Origin of the sequence: Nakamurella flava (genome assembly GCF_005298075.1) — a bacterium.
Lineage (GTDB): Bacteria > Actinomycetota > Actinomycetes > Mycobacteriales > Nakamurellaceae > Nakamurella > Nakamurella flava.
On record NZ_SZZH01000003.1, the window covers coordinates 171321 to 194717 of the forward strand.

Sequence of the window (23397 nt, forward strand, 5' to 3'; positions counted from 1 at the left end):
TGAATGTGGTCGACGCCGACGAAGGTGGCTCGCGCTGATCAACTCCGCTTCACAGCGGGCATTTCGGGCGCTCCAGCGCGCAATTGGTCAGCGCCAGCGGGGTTGAGCAGCGTCGGTGTCCGCGCGATCTGCGACGGCGGGTCGGACGATGATCAGCGCCAGCGGGCTTCGTCGGCGTCACGCCCGAGCCCCGACCGCCACCACCCGCAGCAGAAGGGGCAGAGTGGGGCGGGTGATGGATCTGAACCGCATCGCGGCGGCGTTCCGGTCTGGGGAGTCGTCCCCGACCGAGCACGTGGCCGACGTCCTCGAGCGCCTGACCGCCGACCCGTACAACCTGGTCGTCACCCTCGACGCCGACCGCGCGCTGGCCACCGCGCGGGAGTTGACCGACGAGTTGGCCGCCGGGCGGGACCGAGGGCCGCTGCACGGGATCGCCCTGGGGGTCAAGGATCTGATCGACGTCGCCGGGCTGCCGTCCCGGTGCGGATCGAACGTGTTCGCCGACGCCGCCCCCGCCCGCCTCGACGCCCCCGTGGTCGCCCGGCTGCGGGCGGCGGGAGCCGTCGTGGTGGCGAAACTGCACACCCAGGAGTTCGCCCACGGCGCCACCGGGGATGTGTCGGCCAGCGGTCCGGCGCACAACCCGCACGACCCCACCCGGATCACCGGCGGGTCGTCGTCCGGGTCGGCCGGCTCGCTGGCCGCCGGGCATCTGCCCCTGGCGCTGGGCACCGACACCGGCTGTAGCGTCCGGGGTCCCGCCGCGCTCTGCGGGGTGGTCGGCCTCAAGCCCCGGTACGGCCGGCTGCCGTCGGACGGCATCTTCCCGCTGTCGGAGTCACTGGACCACCCCGGCCTGCTGTCCACCGACGTCGCCGCCACCGCCACCGCCTGGTCCGTGCTGTCCGGGGAAGGCCCCCGCGAACGACCGGTCGACGTGCGCGGACTGCGGGTCGGCGTCCTCACCGACGACTACTGGCGGCCGGCCGACCCGGCCATCGCCCCCTGGCCCGGCCGGGCGGTGGACGTGCTGCGCGACAGAGGGGCCGAGGTGATCGAGGTGTCGACGCCGTTCATCGACGAGTTCGCCGCCGCCTACCGGCCCATCGTCAGCAACGAGGCCTACGCGACGCACGCCCGGTGGCTGGCCGAACGGCCCGAGGCATACCAGCCGCTGACCCGCGAGCGGCTGCTGAGCTTCGCCGACCGGCCGGCCCGCGACTACATCGAGGCGCAGCGGACCCGGCGTCGGTTGTCGGCCGAGTTCACCGCGGCGGCCGCCGATGTCGACGTCCTGGTGCTGGCCACCACCCGACTGCGGGCCACTCCGATCGGCGCGGCCGAGGTGACGCCAGAGGGCGGGGACGGGGCGCCGGTGGAGGTGCGGCCGGCACTGCTGGCCCTGAACTCGCCGTTCAACCTGACCGGCTGGCCGGCCGTCAGCATCCCGGCGCCGGTCGACGGGCTGCCGATCGGCGTGCAGATCGTCGGCGTGCGCCAGGACGAGGCCGGAGTGCTCGACGTGGCCGCGGCGGTCGAAGCCGGCTGGCGGTCGGCGGGTTGATCCGCGAGAGGGCCAAGGCCGCCACGGTCGCCTGCCGCGCACGTCGCACACGCCGCTGATGGCCGACAAGTGAGCGCCAGCAATATTTTTCGTGGTCATCGATGCGACGATGCCGCACACTGAGGCTATGTGTGGTCAGTGTCGAGCGCCCGCCCCCCGCAACGACTGGTTCCTCGTCGGCGCGGGACCCGACATCGGGAGCCGTCGCCGGGCCCGCGAGGAGGCCGCACTGGCGGCCAGCCGGGTCCTGCAGCCATGGCGGATCAGTGTGCGTGCCCCGGCCGCGTCCATGACCTTCGTGATGACGACGGCGACCGGGAAGTCCAGAACGGTCGAACATCTCGAGGACCTGGTCGACGCGGCCGAGCGACTGAGCGGCCGCCCTGTCGACCCGATGAGTGCCCCATCCGGCCCCGCGACCGAGAGCTCCTCTCGGCAGAACGGGCACTGAGATGATCGACCTCACGGTGGTCAGTGGACCGCTCGGCGCCGGCAAGACGACCTGGCTGCTCCAGCAGGCGGACCTGCTCGAGTGCGATCTGCTCGTCACCAACGACGTCGCCGACGTGTCCATCGACGACTCGATCCTGGCCCCGGAGTCCGCCGGAGCCGGCCGCCGAACGGTGTGCATCGCGGGTGGATGCGTGTGCTGCACGGCGTGGCCGGATCTTCGGAATACGTTGCTGCAGTGCGTGAATGAGGCCCATGTCGGAACGTCTCGGCGTGATCGTCAGGTGTTGCTGGAGGTGTCCGGGGCGGCCGAGCCGGACCAGCTGCTCCGACGGCTGACCGACGACCCGGTGCTCGGAGCCAACGTGCGCGTGGCTCGCCTGACCGTCGTGCTCGACGGCTCGGACGCGGTGCGGGGTCTGCGGCACGAGGCCGCTGTCCGCACCCAGGTGTCCGTGGCCGACGAGGTGGTCCTCACCCGGGCCGACGTGGTCAGCCCGACGGATCTGCGCCACGCCGCGGGGGTGGTGCGCGGCCTGCGGCCCGATCTGCGTCTCACCGCAACCGCCCGGGGGGCCGATCATCCGCTGGGCCCGGTCGTTCCGGAGGTACTGCTGGTCGGCGATGATGTCGACGGGGCGGTCGGTGGCCTGTCGACCCTCGCGGTCCGCCTCTCCGCCCGCACCCGTTGGGCCGAGTACGCGCTGTGGCTGCACGCGATGACGCGCCGGCACCCGGCCGGACTGGTGCGCTCCAAGGGCTACGTCACCACGCCGGCGGGGCGGGCCCTGGTCCAGTCGGTCGGTGCGGCCATCACGGTCGAGCTGGTGGCGACCGCCGCAGTGGACCCGGACAGCCGGTCCGGACCGACGGACATGACGTACGTCCTCCGCGGGCTGGATCGCGATCAGGTCCGGGCGTCGCTATCGCAGTGGGTGCCGAGCGCTGGGGCGGCCGACGACTGAGGGTCGCGGGACCGGCGGGAGACAAGCCGGTCCAGGGACTCTCAGACGTCCGTCGCGTGCCCGTCGTCCGTCAGGCGCCGCGCACCGAGGGTCGATGCCCGGGCGGACAGGAACGGTTGGAGCAGTTCAGACTCGATCGCCTGGCCCCCGAGCCGGGCGGCAAGGGCCAGCGCCCCGCGCCGGCCCATCTCCACCATGGGGGAAGCGACCGACGTCAGCGTCACCGGGAGATACCGAGACAGGGGGATGTCGTTGTAGCCGATGACGGCGATGTCCTGCCCGACGCGCCGGCCCAGTTCACTGGCCGCGCCCATGGCGCCGATCGCCGCGAAGTCGTTGATCGCGAACAGGGCGGTGATCTGTGGATGGGCGGTGAGCAGCCGCCCGGCCGCCTCGTAGCCACCCTGGGCATCGGCCCCGGACAGGGCGATGTGGCTGCCCGGAACGGCGACCCCGGCCCGTTGGAAGCGGCCGACGAAACCGTGGGTGCGTTCGACGCACGTGCTGGCGTATTCGTGGCCGGCGATGACGGCGACGTCCCGGTGACCCAGTTCGAGCAGGTGCTCGGCGGCCAGCTCGCCCCCACGGACGTCGTCGGTCGTCACCGACGGGTGTCCGCGCAGGCGGCGGTTGACCAGGACGTACGGATGGTTCCGCCTTTTAAGCGAGGCCACCAGTTCATCGCCGTCGAGTCGCGCGTCGCCGATGATGCAGCCCTCGACCCGGCGCGCGAGCAGCTGCTCCATTTGTTCGTGCCGGGACGTGGGCTTGTCACTCGAGGTCTGCACGACCGTGTGCAGGCCGGCTTCGTGGGCCCCGTCGTCGGCGCCCTCGTAGATCCGCGCCAGCACGTAGTCGGTCACACGCGGGACCAGTACGCCCAGCAGACCGCTGCGCCGGGTCCGCAGCGCCGTCGCCGCCGGGTCGGGGACGTATCCCATCTGTTCGGCGATACGCCGGATGCGGGCGACGGTGGCGCTTCCGGCACGTGACGGTGGCTCCCGCAACGAACGGGAGACGGTGGAGACATGCACCCCGGCCCGATCAGCGATCTCCGCCAACGTCACCGAGTGCGGGGCTGACATGACTCACTCCTCGACGGTCGACTTCAGCGACTGTGCCACGTTCGGCACGCGATTGCCCGCATCACCGCTAGATGTCCAGACCCGGCTCGCCGGCGAGCCAACCGCCGTCGACGGGGAGGATCTGCCCGGTGACCATGGCGGCCGCGTCGCTGAGCAGGAAGGCAACCGCCCCGGCGATGTCCCGCGGCTGCCCCACCCGGCCCAGGGGGATGCGGCGTTCCGATGCCCGCAGCACCGCCGGGTCCGCCAGCATCGGCGAGGCCATCGGGGTCCAGACGAACGTCGGCGCGACCGCATTGACGCGGATACCGACTGGAGCCCAGTCGATGGCCAGGCTCCGGGTCATGGCGGCAACCGCGCCCTTGGTCGCGGTGTAGACGACCTGGTGAGGCAGGGCGGTCAGAGCCGCCTGGGAGGCGAGATTCACGATCGCGCCGCCGTTCTCGTGCATCAGGCGGTGAGCGGCCTGGCTGACGAAGAGCAACCCCTTGACGTTGATGGCCCACAGTCGGTCGAGATCGGCCTCGCTGGCCTCCTCGGCCGGCCCGTTCTGGCAGATGACCGCGGCGCAGTTGACCACGCCGTCCAGCCCGCCCATTCCGGCACCGGCCGCGGCGACCGCACGGTCGACCTCGTCCCGGCGGCTGACATCGGCCGACACGGTGACCGCCGAGCCGTCGAGATCCCCGATCATGGAGGAGGTCTCGTCGAGCCTGCTTTCATCGAGATCCAGGATCGCGACCCGGGCCCCCAGCGCGGCCAGGCCGACGGCGACACCCTGTCCGATGCCCTGTGCCGCGCCGGTCACCAGCACCCGGCGGCCCTCGAGGAGGGCGTCCTGCCGGCCCAGGGGTGCCCCCGGCCCCGCCGGGGACGTACCGCCCTGCTCGTTCATCGGGCCTGCTCCATGGCGTGGCGGGAGAAGAAGTCCGCGACGACGGAGGCGTGCTCCTCCGTGCTGTCGAACGGAGTCGAATGACCGCCACCCTTGATGACGTGGACCTCGGCGCCGGGCAGGTTGTCGGCGATCCACTGCTGCCCCGCCCCCTGCGGGCCCTGGTCCCACGGGGTCATGAGGTCCTGGTCCCCACCCAGCACCAGCGCGGGGGAGGAGATGGCGCGAACGAGGTCCCGCAGATCCATCTCCTGCATGGCCCGGCACGCCGCCACGAACGGTGCGAGCGTGTTGCTGTCGCGCAGGATGGTCTGGACCTGGTCGACGGCGTCGCGTCCCGCCTCGCTCTCCATGTAGCCGTTGGACAAGGCCTGCCAGGAGATGAGCTCGGCCAGGATCCTGCTCCCGGGGCCGGCGGGATCGAGTTGCACGATGTCGATCCAGTTCTGGAAGACCAGCCGACCGTTGCGGCCGAGTTTGGACGCCGAGCAGTTGATCACCACGGATTGGGTCCGTTCCGGGTACAGACCTGCGAACGCCTGGGCGACCATGCCGCCCATCGAGGTGCCGTGCACGTGTGCTCGCTCGATGCCCATCGCGTCCAGCAGTGCGGCGGCGTCGGCTGCCCACCGCTCGATCGAATACGGGTAGTCGTCGGGACGACTGGAGTCGCCGTATCCCCGCTGGTCGTAGTCGATCACCTGGAACTTCTCGGCCAGCAGCGGGCTCAGCGGCGCGAAGTTGTAGTGACCGAAACCGGATCCGTGGATCTGCAGGACCGGGTCTCCCTGGCCACTGACCTCTGTCCACAGGTCGGCGTCGCCGATGCTGATGATTCGAGCCATGGTCTTTCAATCCTCCGGTGATCAGTAGTCGTTGTCGAAGAAGGCGGCGATCGCCGCACGGTCGGCCCCGCCCATCAGCAGCACCATCAGGGCCAGGCGGGCCTTGAGCCCGTCCAGCGGCCCGGCGGGGATGAGTCCGCGTTTCCAGAGGTCGCTCTCCGAACCGGGGAACCCGTAGGTGTTCGTGTAGAGATCGCCCGCCCCGGTCCGCGTGGTGACGACGACCGGGACGTCGCGGGCGACCGACTCCAGGAGCGGGACGATCCGGGCCGGGACGTGCCCGCCGCCGAACGCCTCGACCACCAGTCCGGCCGCCCCGTTCGCCGCGAGGCGGACGAGGCTCCCGTCATCGCCGAGCACCATGCGCACGAGCGGCACGGTGGGCAGGTCGTCCGCCCCCGCGGGCGGAAGTGGTGCCGAGACCCGCCGGGCACTGAAGGGCAGGCGAACCCGGCCCTCCACGACGTATCCGACGGGACCCACCGTCGGCGACTGGAACGTCGACGGGGACGAGCTATGGGTCTTGCGGACGAACCGGGCCGAGTGGACCTCGTCCGCGAAGACGACGAGAACGCCCTGACCGGCGGAGTCCGCGGCGGCGGCGACGCGGACGGCGGCCAGCAGGTTGGCCGGTCCGTCGGCGCCGGGGAGCCCGGAGTTGCGCATCGCTCCCGTCATGGCGACCGGCGTGGTCGTCCGCAGCAGCAGATGCAGGAGGAACGACGTCTCCTCCAGTGTGTCGGTTCCCTGGGTGACGACGATCCCGTCGACGTCTGCCGCTCGCCGCTCGATGAGCCGGGCCAGTTCGAGGATGTCGACCACCGTGAGATCGCCCGAGGGAAACTGGCGGAACGCCTCGCACTCCAGGCTGGCCACCTCCTGAAGACCGGGTACCGACGCCACCAACTGCTCGGGGGTCAGGCTCGGGACCGCGTCCCCGCCCCCGGCTGCGGGGACGGAGGCGATGGTGCCGCCCAGGGAGATCACCAGGATCTCCGGCAGCGGGGCCACCGCGGCCGAGGGCCGCGGGGCCGCTTCGGTCACGGGTTCTCCTGATCGAACGGGTACTTGGCGTTGGTCGCGAACGGGAACCGGCGGCGGAAGTCCTCGGCGGTGTTCTCGAACGTCTCGAAGGACACGCCTTCGTGGCCCTGGATGTAGGTCAGCAGGCGCTCGAGCATCAGCAGCACCTGCGGCCGCCCCGACACGTCGGGGTGGATGGTGATCGGGTAGATCGCGTAGTCGTACTCGCGGTAGACCCAGTCGAACTGGTCGCGCCAGAGCTGCTCGATGTCGTGGGGATTGACGAAACCGTGGCTGTTCGGGCTCGCCTTGATGAACATCATCGGCGGCAGATCATCGATGTACCAGCTGAAATTGATCTCGACCAGGTCGATCTCCTGGCCCCGCACCAGCGGCTTCATCCAGTGGTCGGCCGGCTGCGACAGGTCGATCTTGGTCCAGGTGTCGCCGGTGCGGGCGTAGAACGGCTGGAAATCGTGGAACGCCTGGCTGTGGTCGTACCGGAACCCGTTCTTGAGCAACAGGTCCGTGGTGACCGGAGAGAGCTCGCACCACGGGGCGATGTAGCCACGGGGGCGCTGGCCGGAGAACTTCTCGATCAGTTCGATCGATTTGTTGAGGACGTCCTCCTCCTGCTGAGGGCTCATCTGGATGGGGTTCTCGTGCGAGTAGCCGTGTGCGGCCAGTTCGTGCCCTGCGGCGACGATCTGCTCGATCCGGTGCGGGAACGTCTCGATGGAGTGCCCCGGCGCGAACCACGTCGTGGTGATGCCGAAGCGCTCGTAGAGCTTGAGCAGGCGGGGGATGCCGACCTCGCCGGCGAACATGCCGCGCTGGACGTCGGCCGGTGAATCCTCCCCGCCGTACGAGCCCAGCCAGCCCGCCACGGCGTCGATGTCCGCACCGATACAGACCTTGATGTCCTTGCCCATGTTCAGCCTCCTTGATCGTCGATGACCGGGATTGCCTCCGTGGAGCCGCCGACAACGGCTCTTGCCAATCGTTTGGCTACGGGTTGGGGGCAGTCAATAGGTGGCAGCTGCTGATTGTCAACGCCTCAGCAGGCGATGCTCCCTATCGCTGGGATACGGCTGAGGACCTGCTGGATCCCGTCTTTCGCGACATCACGCACGCTGAACTGATGGTCGACGCACAGTAGTCGCACTCGGGGTCTTGACAATGCGAGCGCATTTCCGCTCAGATGTGCCAATCGTTTGGCAAGGTCGTCATCGACCGGCCGAAGATCCCTTCCGAGCCTCGACGGCACCGCCACCAGGAGCATCGATGAGCATTCGAGACCACGACCTGCGCATCTCACCGACCTTGTCGGTGAACCCACCCCGCAGGGCGCGACGAGCGGCGACCGCACTGATCGCCGCCACCGGGCTGGTACTGGCCGGATGCACGTCCACCGGGGAGGCCGGCACCGGTTCCTCGGCGGCGGGCCAGGGCGTCGATGTCTCCGCCGCGGTCGCTGCGGTCAAGGAGGCTTCGGCGGTCCCGGCCTTCCAGCTGCAGGCCCCGCCGGTCGACATGACCAAGATCGCCGGCAAGAAGGTCTACGTCATCCCGTTGTCCTCGCAGATCCCGTATGTGACGGCGGTCGATGCCGAGATCAAGTCGGTGGTGGAGCAGCATGGCGCGACCTACCTGGAGTTCCCCAACAGCGGGCAGCCGACGGAATGGGCCGCCGGCATCACCCAGGCGATCGCCCAGCAGGCCGATGTGATCATCCTCAGCCAGGGCCCCGATCCGAAACTGCTGGTGCCCCAACTGCAACAGGCGAAGGAAGCCGGGATCCCGGTGGTCCTGAGCCACCTGTACCAGGTCGGGGAGGAGCTGCCGTCCGAGGTCGACGGGCTGATCGCCGCCACCACCAACGTCGACTTCGCCGAGGCCGGTCGGCTGATGGCCGACGCGGCCATCGCCCGCAGTGGCGGGGCGGTCAACGCCCTGATCATCACCTCCACCGAGGTCGCGCCCAGCCAGTCGATCTCCGACGCGGTGCAGGCCACCCTCAAGGAACGGTGCCCGGACACCTGCAAGGCCACCGTCGAGAACGTGCCGGTCGCCGACTGGGCCACCCGGTTGAGCAGCACGACCCAGACCGCGCTGCAGCGTGACCCCGACATCAACTGGGTCATCCCGCTCTACGACTCGATGTCCTTGGGTGTCATCTCCGGCATCACCAGCGCCGGCAAGACGACGGGGGTCGATGTCGCTTCCTACAACGGCACTCCGGACATCCTCAAGCTGATCCAGGACGGCGGCCCGATGAAGGTCGACGTGGGGGAGAGCACCGCCTGGCTGGGCCGGGCGGCGGCGGACCAGGCCTTCCGTCTCCTGGCCGGCCAGGAACCGATCGCCGGGGGCGACGTCAAGACCCCGCTGCGCATCTTCACCCCGGACAACGTGGGCGAGGCCGGCACCCCGCCCCAGGCGACCTTGGGCTACGGCGACGCCTACTCCAGCGGATACGACGCGTTGTGGACGAGCGGCCAATGACCCCGGCGGGGCCGCCGGTGGTCGAGCTACGTTCGGTGAGTAAGACCTTCGCCGGCGTTGCCGCACTTCGCGCCGTGGATCTCACCGTGCGAGCCGGCGAAGTCCACGGCCTGCTCGGCCAGAACGGTTGCGGCAAGTCGACTCTCATCAAGGTGTTGGCCGGGTACCACGCACCCGATGAGGGCAGCGAGGTGCTCGTCCGTGGCGAGGCCGTCACGCTCCCGGCGGCTCCCGGTGACGCGGCACGATGGGGATTCACCTTCGTGCACCAGAACCTCGGCCTGGCCGAAGGTCTCACTGTCGCCGAGAACCTGGGCCTGAGTCGGATCGCGACCGGAGCAGCACTGCGTCCGCTGGACGCCCGCAAGCTGCGGCGCTGGGCGGCGGAACTGTTGGCCGAGTTCAAGCTGGCCATCTCGCCCGACGAGTTGCTGGACCATCTCGACGGGACCGACCGGGCGCTGTTGGCGATCGTCCGGGCGGTGGACCAGCTGCGCGGGCGGGGGCCGGACGCCGGTCCCGGCCTGCTGGTCCTGGACGAGCCGACCGTGTTCCTGCCCCGCTCCGGTGTCGACCGCCTCTTCGGGCTGGTCCGCGACGTCGTCGCCACCGGTGCCGCGGTGCTGTTCGTCTCCCACGATCTCGACGAGGTGCGCACCGTCACCGACCGTGTCACCGTGCTGCGGGACGGGCAAGTCGTCGCTCAGGCCGTGACGGGGCAGACCACGACCGCCGAGCTCGTCTCCCTGATCGTCGGCCATGAGGTGGTGCAGGGTCAGCGGGCGGCACCCGACCGGTCGGGTCCCGACCGACTGGTGCTGGAGGGTGCGAGCAGTGGACGTCTCGCGCCGGTGGATCTGCGGGTGCGCGGCGGCGAGGTCGTCGGGCTGACCGGGTTGATGGGGTCGAGCTACGACGAACTCGTCTATCTGCTGTCCGGTGCCCGGGGCTCCTTCGCCGGCCGAGTCGCGATCGACGGTGCGTCGGTCCCGGCCTCGCGGTGGACGACCGGTCTGGCCCGGCGGAGCAACATCGCCCTGGTCCCCGGCGACCGCGCCCGGCTCGGGGCTGCCGGCGAGCTGACCGTGGAAGAGAACGTGACCCTGCCGGTGCTGGACTCCTTCACCCGGCGTGGGCTGCTCGACCAGAAGCGTGTCCGGGCCCGTTCGGACGAGCTGGTCGAGGAGTTCGACGTCCGCCCCCGTCGGTCCGACGCCCTGTTCGCCACGCTCAGCGGCGGTAACCAGCAGAAGGCCGTCCTGGGTAAGTGGCTGCAGACCGAGCCTGCGCTCCTGCTGCTGCACGAGCCGACCCAGGGTGTGGACGTGGGGTCACGGGAAGACATCCATGCCCTCATCGGATCGGCAGCCGAGGCCAGCGGCATGGCCGTGCTGTGCGCGAGCACCGATTACAACGAGCTGGCCCGCCTGTGCGACCGGGTGTTGGTGTTCGCCGATGACCAGGTCATCGATGAGCTGTCAGGCGCCGCCCTCACCGAGGGCGCCATCGCGCGAACCGTGCTGCAGGGCAGCGAGACGACGACCAGAGGAGAGCAGCGACATGTCCGAGACGGTGCAGACCGTGGCTGAGTCGAAGAGCGCGAACCGGCAAGCGGCGCGTCCACGGGGGATCGTGACGCGGTACGGCGAGCGCTATGCGCTGCTGATCGCCTGGCTGCTCGTGGCCGTCCTGGTCGCGGTGGCCATCCCCGGGATCTTCCTGCGGACCGACACCCTGCAGACGATCTTCGGGACGCAGTCGGTGCTGCTCGTGCTGGCCCTCGGTCTGCTCTTCCCGCTGCTGACGGGACTGTTCGACCTGTCGATCGCCTCGGTACTGACCCTGAGCGCGATGACCGTCGCCCTGCTCAACGCCCAGCACGGCGTTCCCCTCCCGCTGGCCGTCCTCGCCGGCCTCGGGGTGGGCCTGGTCGTCGGGGCGATCAACGCCCTGTTGATCGTGGTGTTCGACCTCGATTCCTTCATCGTCACGCTCGGCACCTCCACCCTGCTGCTCGGAGTGGTCCAGCTGGTGAGCCAGGGACAGACCGTCAGCGGGGTCGACCCCACCCTGACCCGGTTCGTCACGAGCATCCGCGTCGCCTTCATCTCCCTGTCGTTCTGGGGCGCGCTGCTGCTCTGCGTCGTCGTCTGGGTGCTGCTGACCCGGACCCCCCTGGGTCGGCGCCTGCTCGTGGTCGGACGCAACCCCGAGGTGGCCAGGCTCAGCGGCCTGAACACCCGGCGGCTGCGGGCCGGGGCGCTGATCGCCTGCTCGCTGCTGGCCTCGCTGGCCGGTGCGGTGAGCGTCGGCACCCAGGGCGGGGCCGATCCCACCTCCGGGGCCGCCTTCCTGCTGCCGGCCTTCGCGGCCGTCTATCTCGGCGCGACTGCGGTGACCCCGGGGCGCTTCAACGTCTGGGGCACGTTCACCGCCGTCTACTTCCTGGTCACCGGGATCACCGGGCTGCAGCTGCTGGGTGTGCCCAATTTCGTCCAGCAGCTGTTCTACGGCGGCGCCCTGGTCATCGCGGTCGGCCTGTCCCGACTCGCCCGGCGTCGCAGCGTCCGCCCGACCTCCTGAACACCCCAGCACCGAGAACCCGCCCGCGCCCGGCGTGGGTGAGAAAGGACGGCATCCCGTGACCGGACGACTCGAGGGGAAGGTTGCGCTCATCACCGGCGCCGCCTCTGGCATCGGCCGACGGACCGCCGAGCGCTTCGCCGACGAGGGTGCGATCGTCGTGGTGGGCGATCTGGACGAAGCCGGCGCCCTGGCCGCCGCCGAGCACCTGGGGCGGGACGCACTCGGTCTACGGCTCGACGTCACCGACGCCGACTCGGTCGCCGCGGCAGTCGCCTCCGTCGTCGCCCAGCGGGGACGGCTCGACGTGCTGGTGAACAACGCCGGGGTCACCATCACCGGCGCCGCCCACGATCTGGCCGAGGACGACTGGGATCGCGAGATGCGGGTCAACGTCAAGAGCGTGTACCTGATGAGCCGCGCGGCCTGGCCCCACCTGGTGGCCAGCAAGGGCAACATCGTCAACACGGCCTCCATCGCCGCGTTGTGGGCCATCCCCGCTGACGCCGCCTACTGCGCGTCCAAGGCCGCCGTCCTCATGCTGACCAAGTGCATGGCCCTGGACGGCGCGCGCGACGGGGTGCGCTCCAACTGCGTGTGTCCCGGGTACACCGACACCCCCATGATCCAGGGCTATTTCGCCGATCAGACGGATCCGGCGTCGGCGCGGACCTTCGCCGAGTCCATCCATCCGCTGGGACGGCTCGGGCAGCCCGATGACATCGCCTCGGCGATGGTGTATCTCGCCTCCGACGACGCGTCCTGGGTGACGGGCAGCGCGCTGACCGTGGACGGCGGTCTGACGTCCGGTATCTGGGGCTGAGCGCGTCGCGGGTCGGCCGCGGTCCACGGATGCGGCTGCGCCGCGCGTCGAGGACCGCGGCCGCCGTGCGTGCCGAGAAAGCTCGAGGGCAGAACCACGGCCACACTTCTCGATTCGTGCCGGTCTCGTCTCGTACCGACGATGCGGGGACCCGTCTCGGCCGGGTCCCCGATGGGCCGACGTCAGTACGATCGAGGCAGCCCCAGCACCTTGGTGGCGACGAACGCCTTGATCATGTTGTTGCTCACCGGGGCGACCTGGAACATGCGGGTCTCCCGGAACTTGCGCTCCACGTCGAACCGGTCGACGAAGCCGTAGCCGCCATGGGTGTCCAGGCAGGTGTTCGCCGCGGCCCAACTCGCTTCCGAGGCCAGGTGTTTGGCCATGTTGGCTTCCGCGCCGCAGGGAAGACCGGACTCGAACAGTCGCGCAGCTTCGTAGCGCATCATGTCGGCGGCGCGCACCTTCATGTAGGCGTCGGCCAGTGGGAACTGGACGCCCTGGTTGGCGCCGATCCGACGGCCGAACACCTCTCGGGCGTTGGCGTAGTCCACCGCCCGCTCGATGAACCAGTACCCGTCACCGATCGCCTCGGACGCCAGCAGGATGCGTTCGGCGTTCCAGCCGTCGATGACGTACCGGAATCCGTCGTCCACCGTTCCGATGACGTGGTCGGCCGGCACCCGCAGGCCGTCGTAGACCAACGAGTTGGTCGCGTAGTTGAACATGGTGCGGACCTTGGTGACCTGCAGGGACTCCGGTTGTCCGGCCCGCACCTCCCGCAGGTCGACCAGGAACAGGGTCAGGCCCCGGGTCTTGTCGGTGCCCTTGTCGCTGGTCCGGGCCAGGACGAGGGCCAGGTCGGACTCGTCGATGCGACTCGTCCAGTTCTTGGCCCCGGTGATGAGGTAGTCGTCCCCGTCCCGGACCGCGGTGGTGGTGATGCTGGTGGTGTCCGACCCGGCCGACTCCTCGGTGACCGAGAAGGCCTGCAGCCGGAGCTCGCCCCGGGCGATGGCCGGCAGGTAACGGTCCTTGAGGAACCGGCTGCCGTGCCGCAGCAGAGCGCCCATCGTGTACATCTGCGCGTGACAGGCGGCCGAGTGACCGCCGGATTTGTTGATCTCTTCCATGATCACGCTGGCCTTGGTCAGACCCAGGCCCAGCCCGCCGTATTCGGTCGGGATGAGCGCCGACAACAGGCCCGCGGCGGTCAGGGTGTCCACGAACTCCTGTGGATAGCGACGGTTCCGGTCGGTCTCTCTCCAGTACTCGTCCGGGAACGCGGCGCACAACCGGCGGACCTTCTCGCGGAGTTCCTCCACGGACCCGTCGGGGTGCGTCGTCTCGATCTCCGGGTGGTGGGGCATCGTCGCTCCTTCATGCCGGGCTGCCGTCGTCGGCCGCGCTGCTCGGGCTCAGACTAACCAAATATATTCTGTACGCCAGGGCGGGTGGTTCAGGTCACTGAGAGTTGCATCAAGGCAGTTCAAAGCCCATTCTGGGCCGACATCGCAGAATATTTTCAGACGACACCGGCGCCAGCGGCGGCGACCGGGGCAGGAGGCGGCAGTGAGCGAAGCGTCGGAGTCCCGGGTCGTGCCCGGGTGGACGGGGCGGTTGTACGAGGACTTCGCGGTGGGCGACGTCTACTACCACCCGTTCGGCAAGACGGTCACCGAGACCGACAACCAGTGGTTCACCCTGCTCACCCAGAACGTGGCCAAGACCCACGTGGACGCCCATTTCGCCGAGCAGACCGAGTTCGGTCGGCCGCTGGTCAACTCGACGTTTCTCCTGGCCCTGGTCACCGGGCAGTCGACGATCGACCTGTCGATGAACGTGTTCGCGAACCTCGGCTGGGACGAGGTCCGGATGCCGCATCCGGTCTTCGTCGGGGACACCATCTATTCGCGGTCGAAGGTCCTCGAACTCCGGGCCTCGGCGTCCCGTCCGGGCGTGGGTCTGGTGACGGTGGCCAGCGAGGGTTTCAACCAGGACGGCGCGATCGTGATCAGTTACCGGCGCACCTTCATGGTGTACCGCCAGGGCCACCTCCCGGCGGTCGACGACGTCCGGCCCGACGAGTCCAGCCTTCCGGACGTGGCTCGATGAGCATGAGCTCCGCCCCGTCGGCCGGCGTCGACCCCGTCGCCCAGGTCGCCGGTGCGGTCACCGCCCTGTTCGTCCCCGGCGACCGCCCGGACCGGTACGCCAAGGCCGCGACCTCGGGTGCGGACGTCGTCGTCATCGACCTGGAGGATGCGGTGGCCCCCCCGGCCAAGTTCGGGGCCCGACTGGCTGCCACGCGGGCGCTCGGCGCGCCGGACGACGACCGGGCCCGGGCGCTGGTCCGGGTGAACGCCGCCGACTCGGGCCTCTTCGCCGCCGAGATCGAAGCGCTGCTCGCGACCGCCCGGCTGTCCCGGTCCGGACTGCTGGGCGTCATGCTGCCCAAGTCCGAGGACCCGTCCGTCGTCGCCGACGTGGTCACCCGGTTTGCCGCAATCGAAAAGCCTGTGGCTGTCGTTCCTCTCGTCGAGTCGGCCCGTGGAGTCCTGCGGGCCGCCGAACTCGCCGCGGTTCCCGGGGTCACCCGGCTCGCCCTCGGGGCCATCGATCTGACCGTCGATGTGGGTGCCGATCTGGAGAGCCCGGTCGTCACCCATGCGATGGCCCATCTGGTGCTGGCGTCCCGGGCGGCTCGGATCGCCGCGCCGCTGGACAGCCCGTCGACCGCCATCACGGATCTCGCGCTCGTCGGCGACGCCGCCCGGGTGGCCCGTTCGGCCGGGTTCGGCGGCAAGCTCTGCATCCACCCTCGGCAGGTGGCCGCCGTGCGGGCGGCGTTCGCGCCCACCGAGGAGCAGCTCGCCTGGGCCCGTTCGGTTCTGGCCGCCGGGGAGGCCGCCGTCCAGATCGACGGCCGGATGATCGACAAGCCGGTGATCGCGGCGGCCCGCCGGATCCTGCGGCTGGCCGGGACGGACGCGTCGTGAGCCGGCGACTCCCCCTCGCGGGACTGACCGTCGTCGCCCTGGAACAGGCGGTCGCGGCCCCGTTCGCCACCCGCCAACTCGCCGACCTGGGCGCTCGCGTCATCAAGATCGAACGCGATTCCGGCGATTTCGCTCGCGGCTACGACACCAAGGTCCGGGGGATGGCCAGCTATTTCGTCTGGCTCAACCGCGGCAAGGAGAGCGTCGTGCTGGACCTCAAGTCCACCGTCGGCCGGGAAGCGTTACGGGCCCTCGTCTCCTCCGCGGACGTCCTGGTGCAGAACCTCGCTCCCGGTGCCGTCGAACGCCTGGGGTTCGGCCCCGACGACGCCCTGGAGCTCAACCCGCGCCTGGTGCACGCGTCCATCTCCGGCTACGGCCGCGGCGGCAGCTACGAGCAGAAGAAGGCCTACGACCTGCTGGTGCAGTGCGAAGCGGGTCTGCTCAGCCTCACCGGCACCCCGGACGGCCCCGCCAAGGTCGGCGTGTCCATCGCGGACATCTGCGCCGGCATGTACACCTACAGCGGGATTCTCACCGCACTGCTCGACCGCGCGGTCACCGGGAAGGGGGACGTCATCGAGGTCTCCATGCTCGAAGCGCTGGGCGAATGGATGAGCCAGCCCTACCTGTACGCCGAGTACGGGGGCAGCGCACCGCCGCGAAGCGGCGCCCAGCACGCGAGCATCGCGCCGTACGGCCCGTTCCGGGTGGCCGACGGAACGGTGTTCCTCGGTATTCAGAACGACCGCGAATGGGCGCAGTTCTGCCGCATCGTGCTGGATCGGCCGGAGCTGGTGGACGACCCGCTCTTCGCGGGCAACGCCCGCCGTGTCGACCAGCGGGCCGCCCTGCACGAAGCCATCGACCAGGTGCTGCAGCATCTGCCGGCCGAGCAGGTACTGGCCCGGTTGGACGCCGCGGGGATCGCGAACGCCCGACTGCGGACGATGGCGGAATTCGCCCGGCACCCTCAGCTCGAGGAGCGCGGGCGCTGGCGAACGGTCGACACCCCCGTGGGACCCGTTCGAAGCCTCATTCCGCCGGTCAGCTCGCGGAGTGTGGACCTGAGCTGGGGGTCGGTACCCGAACTCGGCCAGCACACCGCGTCGGTTCTCGCCGAACTCGGCATCGCGCCGACGGACCCCGATCGGCTCACCCCGACGGCGGATCCGGGTACTCGGAACCGGTGATGGTCGACGAGCCGACAGCTCGCCGTGGGGCGGGCGGGCGCCAGCGGCTCAGCGACAAAGCCGCGTCCTACGTCCGGGGTCTGATCATGTCCGGTCAGCTTCGTCCCGGGGCCGGCGTTCGTCCGGAGATCGTGGGTCAGGCGCTGGGCATCTCCGCCACCCCGGCCCGCGAGGCGCTGCAGGCGTTACGGGTCGAAGGATTCCTGCTCTCGGTGCCGCAACAGGGTTTCCAGGTCGCCCCGCTGACCGGCCAGGACATCCGGGACCTGTTCCAGGCCCAGGCGCTGATCGCCGGTGAACTGGCCGCACGCGCGGCCCGGGCGGCCACCCAGAGCCAGGTCAGGGAACTCGAGGCGCTGCACCATGAGCTGATCGCCGCCGCCGCCCGGAACGACCACCCGCAGTTGGAGGAGAAGAACCACGCCTTCCACCGGGAGATCAATCTGGTCGCCGGGTCACCCAGGATCGCCGGCGTGCTGGGCATGTTGACCCGTTACGTGCCGCACGACTTCTATGCGGAGATCACCGGTTGGCCGAGGGCCACCATCGACGACCACGAACAGATCCTGCGTGGCATCCAGATCCGGGACGCCGATCACAGCCGGCAGGCCATGCAGCGGCACATCACCCACGCGGGGGAGTTGCTGGCCCGCCACTTCGAGGAGCGGTCCCCGGACGGCGCGGGGCTGCGGCCCTAAAAGGCGGCCGGCGGTGACCAGCGGCCCAGGGATGGCACGATCCGCCGCCCGACGCAAATCTCCGACCGGGCCGGACGACTGCACCACCAGGCGTACCCGGTGAGGCAGAGCAGCAGCCACCCGGTGCCGGCGAGAGCGCCCCCGACCACGTCGGTGGCCCAGTGCACGCCCAGGTACAGCCGGCTCAGACCGATCGTCAGGACCGCGACGACGGCGAGTACCCGGACCATCAGCTGCTGCCACCTCCGGTGCAGCAGCGGGGCGAACACCGCGGCCAGCACTCCCAGGACGGCCGCGGAGGCCACCGCATGACCGGAGGGGAACGACTGGTTGCTCTCGACGGCCAGCCGGAACTCCGCGGGCGGCCGTACCCGACCCACGATCGGCTTGGCGATCAGGACGATCAGGCCGGCGCCCGCCGTCACCACCAGGACGAGGACGGCTTCGGCCCGACGGCGCCGCCAGACGAGGAAGACGGCCGCCGCCCCGGCGAGGACCGCCATCACGCCCGTGCTCCCCACGTCCGAGGCGATCGTGGCCACCGCGGTCCGCAGTGGCGTGCGCTGCGCGATCAGGGCGGACCAGACCGGCCGATCGATCACCGTCAGGCCGTCACCCTCGGCCGCCGCGTCGGTCAGCAGGGCGAGGACCAGCGCCATCAGCGCGAGCACGGCGCCGCGCAGGACGAGGAACTCGGTCAGCCGGGTGGTGTGGCGTGGCCGCAGACGGGGCAGGGCGAGGAGCCCGAGGAGGGCCAGCGTGGCCGCCGCGTACGGCCCCCAGGTCGCGACGCTCATGCGGACACCACGCCGTTCCAGGCGGCTTCCGCGCCGCTGTGGCCGATCAGGATCACCTGCACGGTGATGCCGGCCGCCACCACCACGGCGGCCACGCGGAGAATCACCGGCGCCCAGCAGGGGAGCGGCCCGAAGCGACCGGGTTCCGGTCGCTCGCTCTGCCGCCACCACCACAGCCCGAGCGCGACGAGCACCGCCCCCGCGGCCCATGGCAGCAGCCCGTCGGCGTACTCGGCGTGCTGCCGGATGAGATCGCTGTGCCCCAGGCGCTTTTCGAGCTTCTCGCCGGACTCGGTGGACAGCGGTACCAGGCCGAGCGTGCCCACGGCGAGCGCGAGCGGCCCCCAGCCCGCCCACCGCCGGAACCGTGGCCACAGGGCCGTCAGCAGCAGGGCAGCGGCCGTGGCCGGGACGGCGACCACCGTCGCGTGCACCACGAGCGGGTGCAGCGGCAGGCCGAAGAAGGTGTCGAACATGAGCTCTCCCCGAGACGTGTGCTGCCGCCCATGCTCACGGGGGGTTCTCAGGGAGTTCTCAGTGCGACCGGTCCGGCCGGGTCAGGTGCGGGCCGCCGTCACCATCGCGGCCGCGAACCGGTCGGCCGTGCCGTCCGGGGCTTGCGGCAGGAAGACCGACGGCTCGACCAGTTCCAACTCGAGCAGCAGCGGTTCGCCGCCCGGTCCGGGGACGACGTCGACCCGGGCGTAGAGCAGCTCGTCCCCGCCCGGTACGGCGTCCGCGGCACAGGCCAGGGCCCGCGCGGCGACGTCGAGCTGGGCGGCCGTCGCCGTCCGCGGCGACATCTGCTCCAGTGCGAACAGCTTGTCGGTGATGGCCCCACCGGCGGAGAGCAGCGGTCCCTTGCGGGCGGCGTGACTGAAGGTGCCGCCGAGGAACAGCAGGGCGGTCTCGCCGGCGTCGTCGACGGCCGCCTGGTACGGCTGCACCAGCACGGCGCGGCCGTCGTCGAGCAGGCGCCGGGCATGATCGGTGGCCTGGTCGAGCTCGGTCGGCCGGTAGCGGGCCGTGTCGCGGCTGCCGGCCGAGATCGTCGGCTTGACGACCAGTTCCCCGTCCGTCGGCAACTCGATCGGGTCACCCGGCCGCAGGACGGTCGTCGGGACGATCGGCACCCCGGCCGCCGCGAGGTCCGTCAGGTAGGTCTTGTCGCTGTTCCACCGGACGACCGGCGGCCCGTTGCGCAGGCGGGTGACGGCGGCCACCTGCTCGGTCCAGGCCAGGAATTTCTGATGGTGGAACGTGTAGTCCCAGGTGGAGCGCAGCACGGCGAGGTCGTAGGCGGCCCAGTCGACCGTCGCGTCGTCCCAGTCGACGACGTCGGCGGCCGCCCCGGCCCGGGCGAGGGCCGGCAACAGCAGGGGTTCGTCGTCGTCGGTGCCGCGGGCCCGGGCCGAACTGACGATGGCGATGCGCATGCGGGGAAGCTCCTGGGGATCAGCGGTGGTAGATGGTGGTCGAGGTGTGGCTGGGCACGGCGACGCAGCCCCAGACGATGCTGATCACCCACATCAACGGCGCCCACACGATCCAGATCAGCCCGAGGGTGAGGAGGCCGAAGAAGATCCCGCCGAAGAACGAGATCGCGAGCATGATCAGCGCCCCGGGAACCGTGGAGTAGAGCATCCCGAGCGGGCCGAAGAAGAACGTCAACAGGAACGCGATGCCGACCGACTTGGGGGCCCCGACGTTGACGACGGTCGTCGTCGACGAGGGCCAGCCGCCACCCCAGGCAGCGACCGGGGCGCTGGGGGACGCCCAGGTGTGACCGTCCCACCACCGCGGCTGCGGGCCGCCGGCCGGGTCCGGGTACCACCCCGGAGGCACCGTCGGAGCCGATGCCCGAGCGCCGAACGAGGGGGCGGCCGCGAATGCCTGGGTCGCCGGCTTGTCGAGGGAGACCCCGGCCAACCCGAAGGACGTCGGCGGGGCGGCGGCCACCGTCGGGTCGATCACCGGACGGCGGTGCTCGGTCCACTGGGCACCGTTCCACCAGCGCTCGGCGCCCGGTTCCTCGACGTCGGGGTACCAGCCGGCCGGAACAGCGCCGGACGGGGAGCTGGGGTAGGAGGCGCTCATCGACACTTCTCTCGCCGCGGGGTCCGCTCGGCTGCCACAGACGGGGCGCCGACCGGGGTACGAGGCCGACGGTAACGCCCCGGTCCGACAGCGGGGAACTCGTCCGCCCGGCCCGGCGCGGCGGGCCGGGCGGGGCCGGGGACCGCAAGATCTCGGTGGCCGACGGGGCTCGGCGGGAGGCTCTGCGGTGCCGTGGCCCGTCGCTCGAAGGTCCGTCGCCGTCGGATGCGGTGGGGTGGGTACGGGCCGGCCGGCTGGCCCGCGGCCACATCCCGACGGAACCGGGCGTGGGTCACCGACGGGTAGTCTGACGTGCGGATCCAGGTTGCTCGACGGCGCTCTCGCGCGCCCGGAGCGGGCCGGGTCCGAGCGGGACGGGGCGGTCGGTGCGGGTGCCGACGGCCTCGGGAACAAGCGCACGGAACTTGAGGAAGCGGGCATCTCGTGGGTCTGGTCGTCCAGAAGTACGGCGGTTCGTCGGTCGGGACGGCCGAACGGATCAAGCGCGTCGCCGAGCGCATCGTCGCCACCGCCAAGGACGGCAACCAGGTCGTCGTCGTGGTCAGCGCCATGGGCGACACCACCGACGAGCTGATGGACCTCGCCCAGCAGGTGTCCCCGGTGCCGCCGGCGCGCGAACTCGACATGCTGCTGACCTCGGGTGAGCGCATCTCCAACGCCCTGGTTGCCATGGCCATCAGTTCCCTCGGGGCCGAGGCGCGCTCGTTCACCGGCTCGCAGGCCGGGGTCATCACCGATTCCAGCCACGGCAAGGCCCGCATCATCGACGTCACCCCCGGCCGCATCCAGGCCGCCCTGGCGGACGGGGCCATCGCCCTGGTCGCCGGGTTCCAGGGCGTCAGCCAGGACACCAAGGACATCACGACGCTGGGCCGCGGCGGCTCGGACACCACCGCGGTCGCGCTGGCCGCGGCGCTGAAGGCCGACGTCTGCGAGATCTACACCGACGTCGACGGCGTGTTCAGCGCCGACCCGCGCATCGTCCCGGACGCCGCGAAGCTCGACACCATCACCTACGAGGAGATGCTCGAGATGGCCGCCTCGGGGGCCAAGGTGCTCATGCTGCGCTGCGTCGAATACGCCCGGCGTTACGAGGTGCCGGTGCACGTCCGCTCCTCGTACTCCGACCTCAAAGGCACTCTCGTCACCGGCACCATGGAGGAACTCCCGATGGAACAGGCGTTGATCACCGGCGTCGCGCACGACCGCGGCGAGGCCAAGGTCACCGTCACCGCGGTCCCGGACCACCCGGGGGTCGCGGCCCGCATCTTCCGGGCCATCGCGGACGCGGAGATCGACATCGACATGGTCGTGCAGAACGTGTCGATCTCGGCCCAGGGCAAGACGGACATCACCTTCACGCTGCCTAAGGGCGACGGCCCGACGGCGGTCGCCGCGCTCGAGAGCCGCCGCTCGGACATCGAGTTCGACCAGATCGTCTACAACGACCACGTCGGCAAGGTGTCGCTGATCGGCGCGGGCATGCGCTCGCACCCGGGTGTGACGGCGACGTTCTGCGAGGCGCTGGCCGAGGCCGGCGTCAACATCGACATCATCTCGACCTCGGAGATCCGCATCTCGGTGCTGGTCCGCGACGTCGAACTGGACAGTGCGGTCAAGGCCCTGCACAAGGCCTTCGACCTCGGCGGCGAGGACGAAGCCGTCGTCTACGCGGGAACGGGACGGTAGAGCAGCATGAGTGAGAACCAGAGCGCCGGGCTGAATATCGGCATCGTCGGGGCGACCGGGCAGGTCGGCGGCGTGATGCGCCGCATCCTCGAGGAGCGGGACTTCCCGGTCGCCTCCATCCGCTTCTTCGCCTCGGCCCGGTCGGCCGGCAAGACGCTGCCCTGGAAGGGCACCGAGGTCGTCGTCGAGGACGTCGCCGAGGCCGACCCCACCGGTCTGGACATCGCGCTGTTCTCCGCCGGCGCCACCACCTCCAAGGCCCAGGCCCCGCGGTTCGCCGCCGCCGGCGTCACCGTGGTCGACAACTCCTCCGGCTGGCGGATGGACCCGCAGGTACCGCTGGTCGTCTCCGAGGTGAACCCGGACGCCGCGCTGTCCGCGATCGCCGAGCGCGGCACCGGCGTGATCATCGCCAACCCGAACTGCACGACCATGGCCGCGATGCCGGTGCTCAAGCCGCTGCACGACGCCGCCGGCCTGCGCCGGGTCATCGTCACCACCTTCCAGGCCGTCTCCGGCAGTGGCCTCGACGGGGTCACCGAGCTGGATGGTCAGGTCAAGGCCGTCCTGCCGGACGCCGCCGCGCTGACCCACGACGGCACCGCCGCGCAGTTCCCGGAGCCGAAGAAGTACGTCGCGCCGATCGCGTTCAACGTGCTCCCGCAGGCCGGCAACTTCCTGGACGACGGCACCGGCGAGACCGACGAGGAGCGCAAGCTCCGCAACGAGTCCCGCAAGATCCTGTCCATCCCGGACCTGCTGGTCGCCGGGACCTGCGTGCGGGTACCGGTTTTCAGCGGCCACTCGCTGTCGATCAACGCCGAGTTCGAGCGTCCCCTGTCGCCCGAGCAGGCCACCGAGATCCTCTCCACCGCGCCGGGTGTCGAGCTCTCGGAGGTGCCGACGCCGCTGCAGGCCGCTGGTCGCGACCCGTCCTACGTCGGCCGGATCCGCAGCGACCTGAGCGCGCCGGAGGGCAAGGGACTCGCGCTGTTCCTGTCCAACGACAACCTGCGCAAGGGTGCGGCGCTCAACGCCGTGCAGATCGCTGAGGTGCTCGCCGCCGCGCGGTGACCGATCGGGCTTGACTGCTGCCGTGCTGATCGACGGGGACTCCGTCGCCGCCGCGCGGTGACCGACCGCTGAGGCAGACAAGGGCGGT

General features: G+C 70.6%; 22 protein-coding genes. 12 read left to right on the forward strand and 10 right to left on the reverse strand.

Annotation, left to right across the window (positions count from 1 at the left end):
• Positions 1–235 precede the first annotated feature (235 nt).
• Complete coding sequence (locus FDO65_RS12560) at positions 236–1567, forward strand: amidase (RefSeq protein ID WP_240757649.1); 1332 nt, start codon at positions 236–238, stop codon at positions 1565–1567.
• A gap of 452 nt (positions 1568–2019) precedes the next feature.
• Positions 2020–2982 (forward strand): GTP-binding protein, encoded by a 963-nt coding sequence (locus tag FDO65_RS12565; RefSeq protein WP_137450062.1) that lies wholly within the window; start codon positions 2020–2022, stop codon positions 2980–2982.
• A 41-nt stretch (positions 2983–3023) separates the two neighbouring features.
• On the opposite strand, the gene FDO65_RS12570 is transcribed toward FDO65_RS12565, so the two are convergent.
• The 5 genes from FDO65_RS12570 to FDO65_RS12590 form a co-directional block, all read right to left on the reverse strand.
• Positions 3024–4067: a LacI family DNA-binding transcriptional regulator gene (locus FDO65_RS12570; RefSeq protein WP_137450063.1), complete on the reverse strand. Its 1044-nt coding sequence runs from the start codon at positions 4065–4067 to the stop codon at positions 3024–3026.
• A gap of 67 nt (positions 4068–4134) precedes the next feature.
• Positions 4135–4962, reverse strand: coding sequence for an SDR family NAD(P)-dependent oxidoreductase (locus tag FDO65_RS12575; protein WP_137450064.1), 828 nt, complete (start codon positions 4960–4962; stop codon positions 4135–4137).
• The gene (locus tag FDO65_RS12580; protein WP_137450065.1) at positions 4959–5807 is read right to left on the reverse strand and encodes an alpha/beta fold hydrolase; all 849 of its coding nucleotides are present in this window, start codon (positions 5805–5807) and stop codon (positions 4959–4961) included. The genes FDO65_RS12575 and FDO65_RS12580 overlap by 4 nt, the downstream gene beginning before the upstream one ends.
• 21 nt (positions 5808–5828) lie before the next feature.
• A complete protein-coding gene (locus FDO65_RS12585; RefSeq protein WP_205850009.1) occupies positions 5829–6851 on the reverse strand; it encodes an asparaginase in 1023 nt (340 codons plus the stop codon).
• On the reverse strand, positions 6848–7762 hold the full coding sequence (locus FDO65_RS12590; protein ID WP_137450066.1) for a polysaccharide deacetylase family protein: 915 nt from the start codon (positions 7760–7762) through the stop codon (positions 6848–6850). The genes FDO65_RS12585 and FDO65_RS12590 overlap by 4 nt, the downstream gene beginning before the upstream one ends.
• Positions 7763–8114: 352 nt before the next feature.
• On the opposite strand from FDO65_RS12590, the gene FDO65_RS12595 reads away from it, so the two are divergent.
• The 4 genes from FDO65_RS12595 to FDO65_RS12610 are packed head-to-tail and all read left to right on the forward strand — an operon-like array spanning position 8115 to position 12741.
• Positions 8115–9335: a sugar ABC transporter substrate-binding protein gene (locus FDO65_RS12595; RefSeq protein ID WP_166442170.1), complete on the forward strand. Its 1221-nt coding sequence runs from the start codon at positions 8115–8117 to the stop codon at positions 9333–9335.
• A 35-nt stretch (positions 9336–9370) separates the two neighbouring features.
• Positions 9371–10924: a sugar ABC transporter ATP-binding protein gene (locus FDO65_RS12600; RefSeq protein ID WP_166442171.1), complete on the forward strand. Its 1554-nt coding sequence runs from the start codon at positions 9371–9373 to the stop codon at positions 10922–10924.
• On the forward strand, positions 10917–11918 hold the full coding sequence (locus FDO65_RS12605) for an ABC transporter permease (protein ID WP_205850010.1): 1002 nt from the start codon (positions 10917–10919) through the stop codon (positions 11916–11918). The genes FDO65_RS12600 and FDO65_RS12605 overlap by 8 nt, the downstream gene beginning before the upstream one ends.
• A 58-nt stretch (positions 11919–11976) precedes the next feature.
• Positions 11977–12741 carry an SDR family NAD(P)-dependent oxidoreductase gene (locus tag FDO65_RS12610; protein WP_137450070.1) on the forward strand — a complete coding sequence of 255 codons (765 nt, stop codon included), beginning with the start codon at positions 11977–11979 and terminating at the stop codon, positions 12739–12741.
• A gap of 182 nt (positions 12742–12923) precedes the next feature.
• On the opposite strand, the gene FDO65_RS12615 is transcribed toward FDO65_RS12610, so the two are convergent.
• The gene (locus FDO65_RS12615; protein ID WP_137450071.1) at positions 12924–14111 is read right to left on the reverse strand and encodes an acyl-CoA dehydrogenase family protein; all 1188 of its coding nucleotides are present in this window, start codon (positions 14109–14111) and stop codon (positions 12924–12926) included.
• 202 nt (positions 14112–14313) lie between these two features.
• Here FDO65_RS12615 and FDO65_RS12620 point away from each other — a divergent pair, with 202 nt between their 5' ends.
• From FDO65_RS12620 to FDO65_RS12635, 4 genes are read left to right on the forward strand one after another with little or no spacing between them, the layout of a single operon-like run.
• Positions 14314–14856: a MaoC family dehydratase gene (locus FDO65_RS12620; RefSeq protein WP_137450072.1), complete on the forward strand. Its 543-nt coding sequence runs from the start codon at positions 14314–14316 to the stop codon at positions 14854–14856.
• On the forward strand, positions 14853–15740 hold the full coding sequence (locus FDO65_RS12625; protein ID WP_205850011.1) for an HpcH/HpaI aldolase/citrate lyase family protein: 888 nt from the start codon (positions 14853–14855) through the stop codon (positions 15738–15740). Before FDO65_RS12620 ends, FDO65_RS12625 begins: the two co-directional genes overlap by 4 nt.
• Positions 15737–16933, forward strand: coding sequence for a CaiB/BaiF CoA transferase family protein (locus tag FDO65_RS12630; RefSeq protein WP_137450073.1), 1197 nt, complete (start codon positions 15737–15739; stop codon positions 16931–16933). The genes FDO65_RS12625 and FDO65_RS12630 overlap by 4 nt, the downstream gene beginning before the upstream one ends.
• The gene (locus tag FDO65_RS12635; RefSeq protein ID WP_137450074.1) at positions 16933–17631 is read left to right on the forward strand and encodes a GntR family transcriptional regulator; all 699 of its coding nucleotides are present in this window, start codon (positions 16933–16935) and stop codon (positions 17629–17631) included. The genes FDO65_RS12630 and FDO65_RS12635 overlap by 1 nt, the downstream gene beginning before the upstream one ends.
• On the opposite strand, the gene FDO65_RS12640 is transcribed toward FDO65_RS12635, so the two are convergent.
• From FDO65_RS12640 to FDO65_RS22190, 4 genes are all read right to left on the reverse strand, one after another.
• Complete coding sequence (locus FDO65_RS12640) at positions 17628–18428, reverse strand: phosphatase PAP2 family protein (protein ID WP_137450075.1); 801 nt, start codon at positions 18426–18428, stop codon at positions 17628–17630. The genes FDO65_RS12635 and FDO65_RS12640 overlap by 4 nt on opposite strands.
• The gene (locus FDO65_RS12645) at positions 18425–18904 is read right to left on the reverse strand and encodes a DUF2231 domain-containing protein (protein ID WP_137450076.1); all 480 of its coding nucleotides are present in this window, start codon (positions 18902–18904) and stop codon (positions 18425–18427) included. The genes FDO65_RS12640 and FDO65_RS12645 overlap by 4 nt, the downstream gene beginning before the upstream one ends.
• Positions 18905–18985: 81 nt before the next feature.
• The gene (locus tag FDO65_RS12650; RefSeq protein ID WP_137450077.1) at positions 18986–19864 is read right to left on the reverse strand and encodes an ATP-grasp domain-containing protein; all 879 of its coding nucleotides are present in this window, start codon (positions 19862–19864) and stop codon (positions 18986–18988) included.
• Positions 19865–19883: 19 nt separating this feature from the next.
• Complete coding sequence (locus tag FDO65_RS22190; RefSeq protein WP_166442172.1) at positions 19884–20525, reverse strand: DUF2510 domain-containing protein; 642 nt, start codon at positions 20523–20525, stop codon at positions 19884–19886.
• Between the two features lie 444 nt (positions 20526–20969).
• Between FDO65_RS22190 and FDO65_RS12660 the strand changes: the two genes are divergently transcribed.
• Positions 20970–22235, forward strand: coding sequence for an aspartate kinase (locus FDO65_RS12660; RefSeq protein ID WP_137450079.1), 1266 nt, complete (start codon positions 20970–20972; stop codon positions 22233–22235).
• A gap of 6 nt (positions 22236–22241) precedes the next feature.
• Positions 22242–23309, forward strand: a complete 1068-nt coding sequence (locus FDO65_RS12665; RefSeq protein WP_137450080.1) for an aspartate-semialdehyde dehydrogenase — start codon at positions 22242–22244, stop codon at positions 23307–23309.
• Positions 23310–23397 lie beyond the last annotated feature (88 nt).

Excerpts from the sequence above, each read along its gene's own strand:
- FDO65_RS12665 (WP_137450080.1), top strand. The coding sequence starts at position 22,242 with ATGAGTGAGAACCAGAGCGCCGGGCTGAATATCGGCATCGTCGGGGCG.
- FDO65_RS12590 (WP_137450066.1), bottom strand. The coding sequence starts at position 7,762 with ATGGGCAAGGACATCAAGGTCTGTATCGGTGCGGACATCGACGCCGTG.
- FDO65_RS12570 (WP_137450063.1), bottom strand. The coding sequence starts at position 4,067 with ATGTCAGCCCCGCACTCGGTGACGTTGGCGGAGATCGCTGATCGGGCC.
- FDO65_RS12640 (WP_137450075.1), bottom strand. The coding sequence starts at position 18,428 with ATGAGCGTCGCGACCTGGGGGCCGTACGCGGCGGCCACGCTGGCCCTC.
- FDO65_RS12650 (WP_137450077.1), bottom strand. The coding sequence starts at position 19,864 with ATGCGCATCGCCATCGTCAGTTCGGCCCGGGCCCGCGGCACCGACGAC.
- FDO65_RS12615 (WP_137450071.1), bottom strand. The coding sequence starts at position 14,111 with ATGCCCCACCACCCGGAGATCGAGACGACGCACCCCGACGGGTCCGTG.
- FDO65_RS12645 (WP_137450076.1), bottom strand. The coding sequence starts at position 18,904 with ATGTTCGACACCTTCTTCGGCCTGCCGCTGCACCCGCTCGTGGTGCAC.
- FDO65_RS12595 (WP_166442170.1), top strand. The coding sequence starts at position 8,115 with ATGAGCATTCGAGACCACGACCTGCGCATCTCACCGACCTTGTCGGTG.
- FDO65_RS12635 (WP_137450074.1), top strand. The coding sequence starts at position 16,933 with ATGGTCGACGAGCCGACAGCTCGCCGTGGGGCGGGCGGGCGCCAGCGG.
- FDO65_RS12565 (WP_137450062.1), top strand. The coding sequence starts at position 2,020 with ATGATCGACCTCACGGTGGTCAGTGGACCGCTCGGCGCCGGCAAGACG.
- FDO65_RS12580 (WP_137450065.1), bottom strand. The coding sequence starts at position 5,807 with ATGGCTCGAATCATCAGCATCGGCGACGCCGACCTGTGGACAGAGGTC.
- FDO65_RS12625 (WP_205850011.1), top strand. The coding sequence starts at position 14,853 with ATGAGCATGAGCTCCGCCCCGTCGGCCGGCGTCGACCCCGTCGCCCAG.
- FDO65_RS12575 (WP_137450064.1), bottom strand. The coding sequence starts at position 4,962 with ATGAACGAGCAGGGCGGTACGTCCCCGGCGGGGCCGGGGGCACCCCTG.
- FDO65_RS22190 (WP_166442172.1), bottom strand. The coding sequence starts at position 20,525 with ATGAGCGCCTCCTACCCCAGCTCCCCGTCCGGCGCTGTTCCGGCCGGC.
- FDO65_RS12560 (WP_240757649.1), top strand. The coding sequence starts at position 236 with ATGGATCTGAACCGCATCGCGGCGGCGTTCCGGTCTGGGGAGTCGTCC.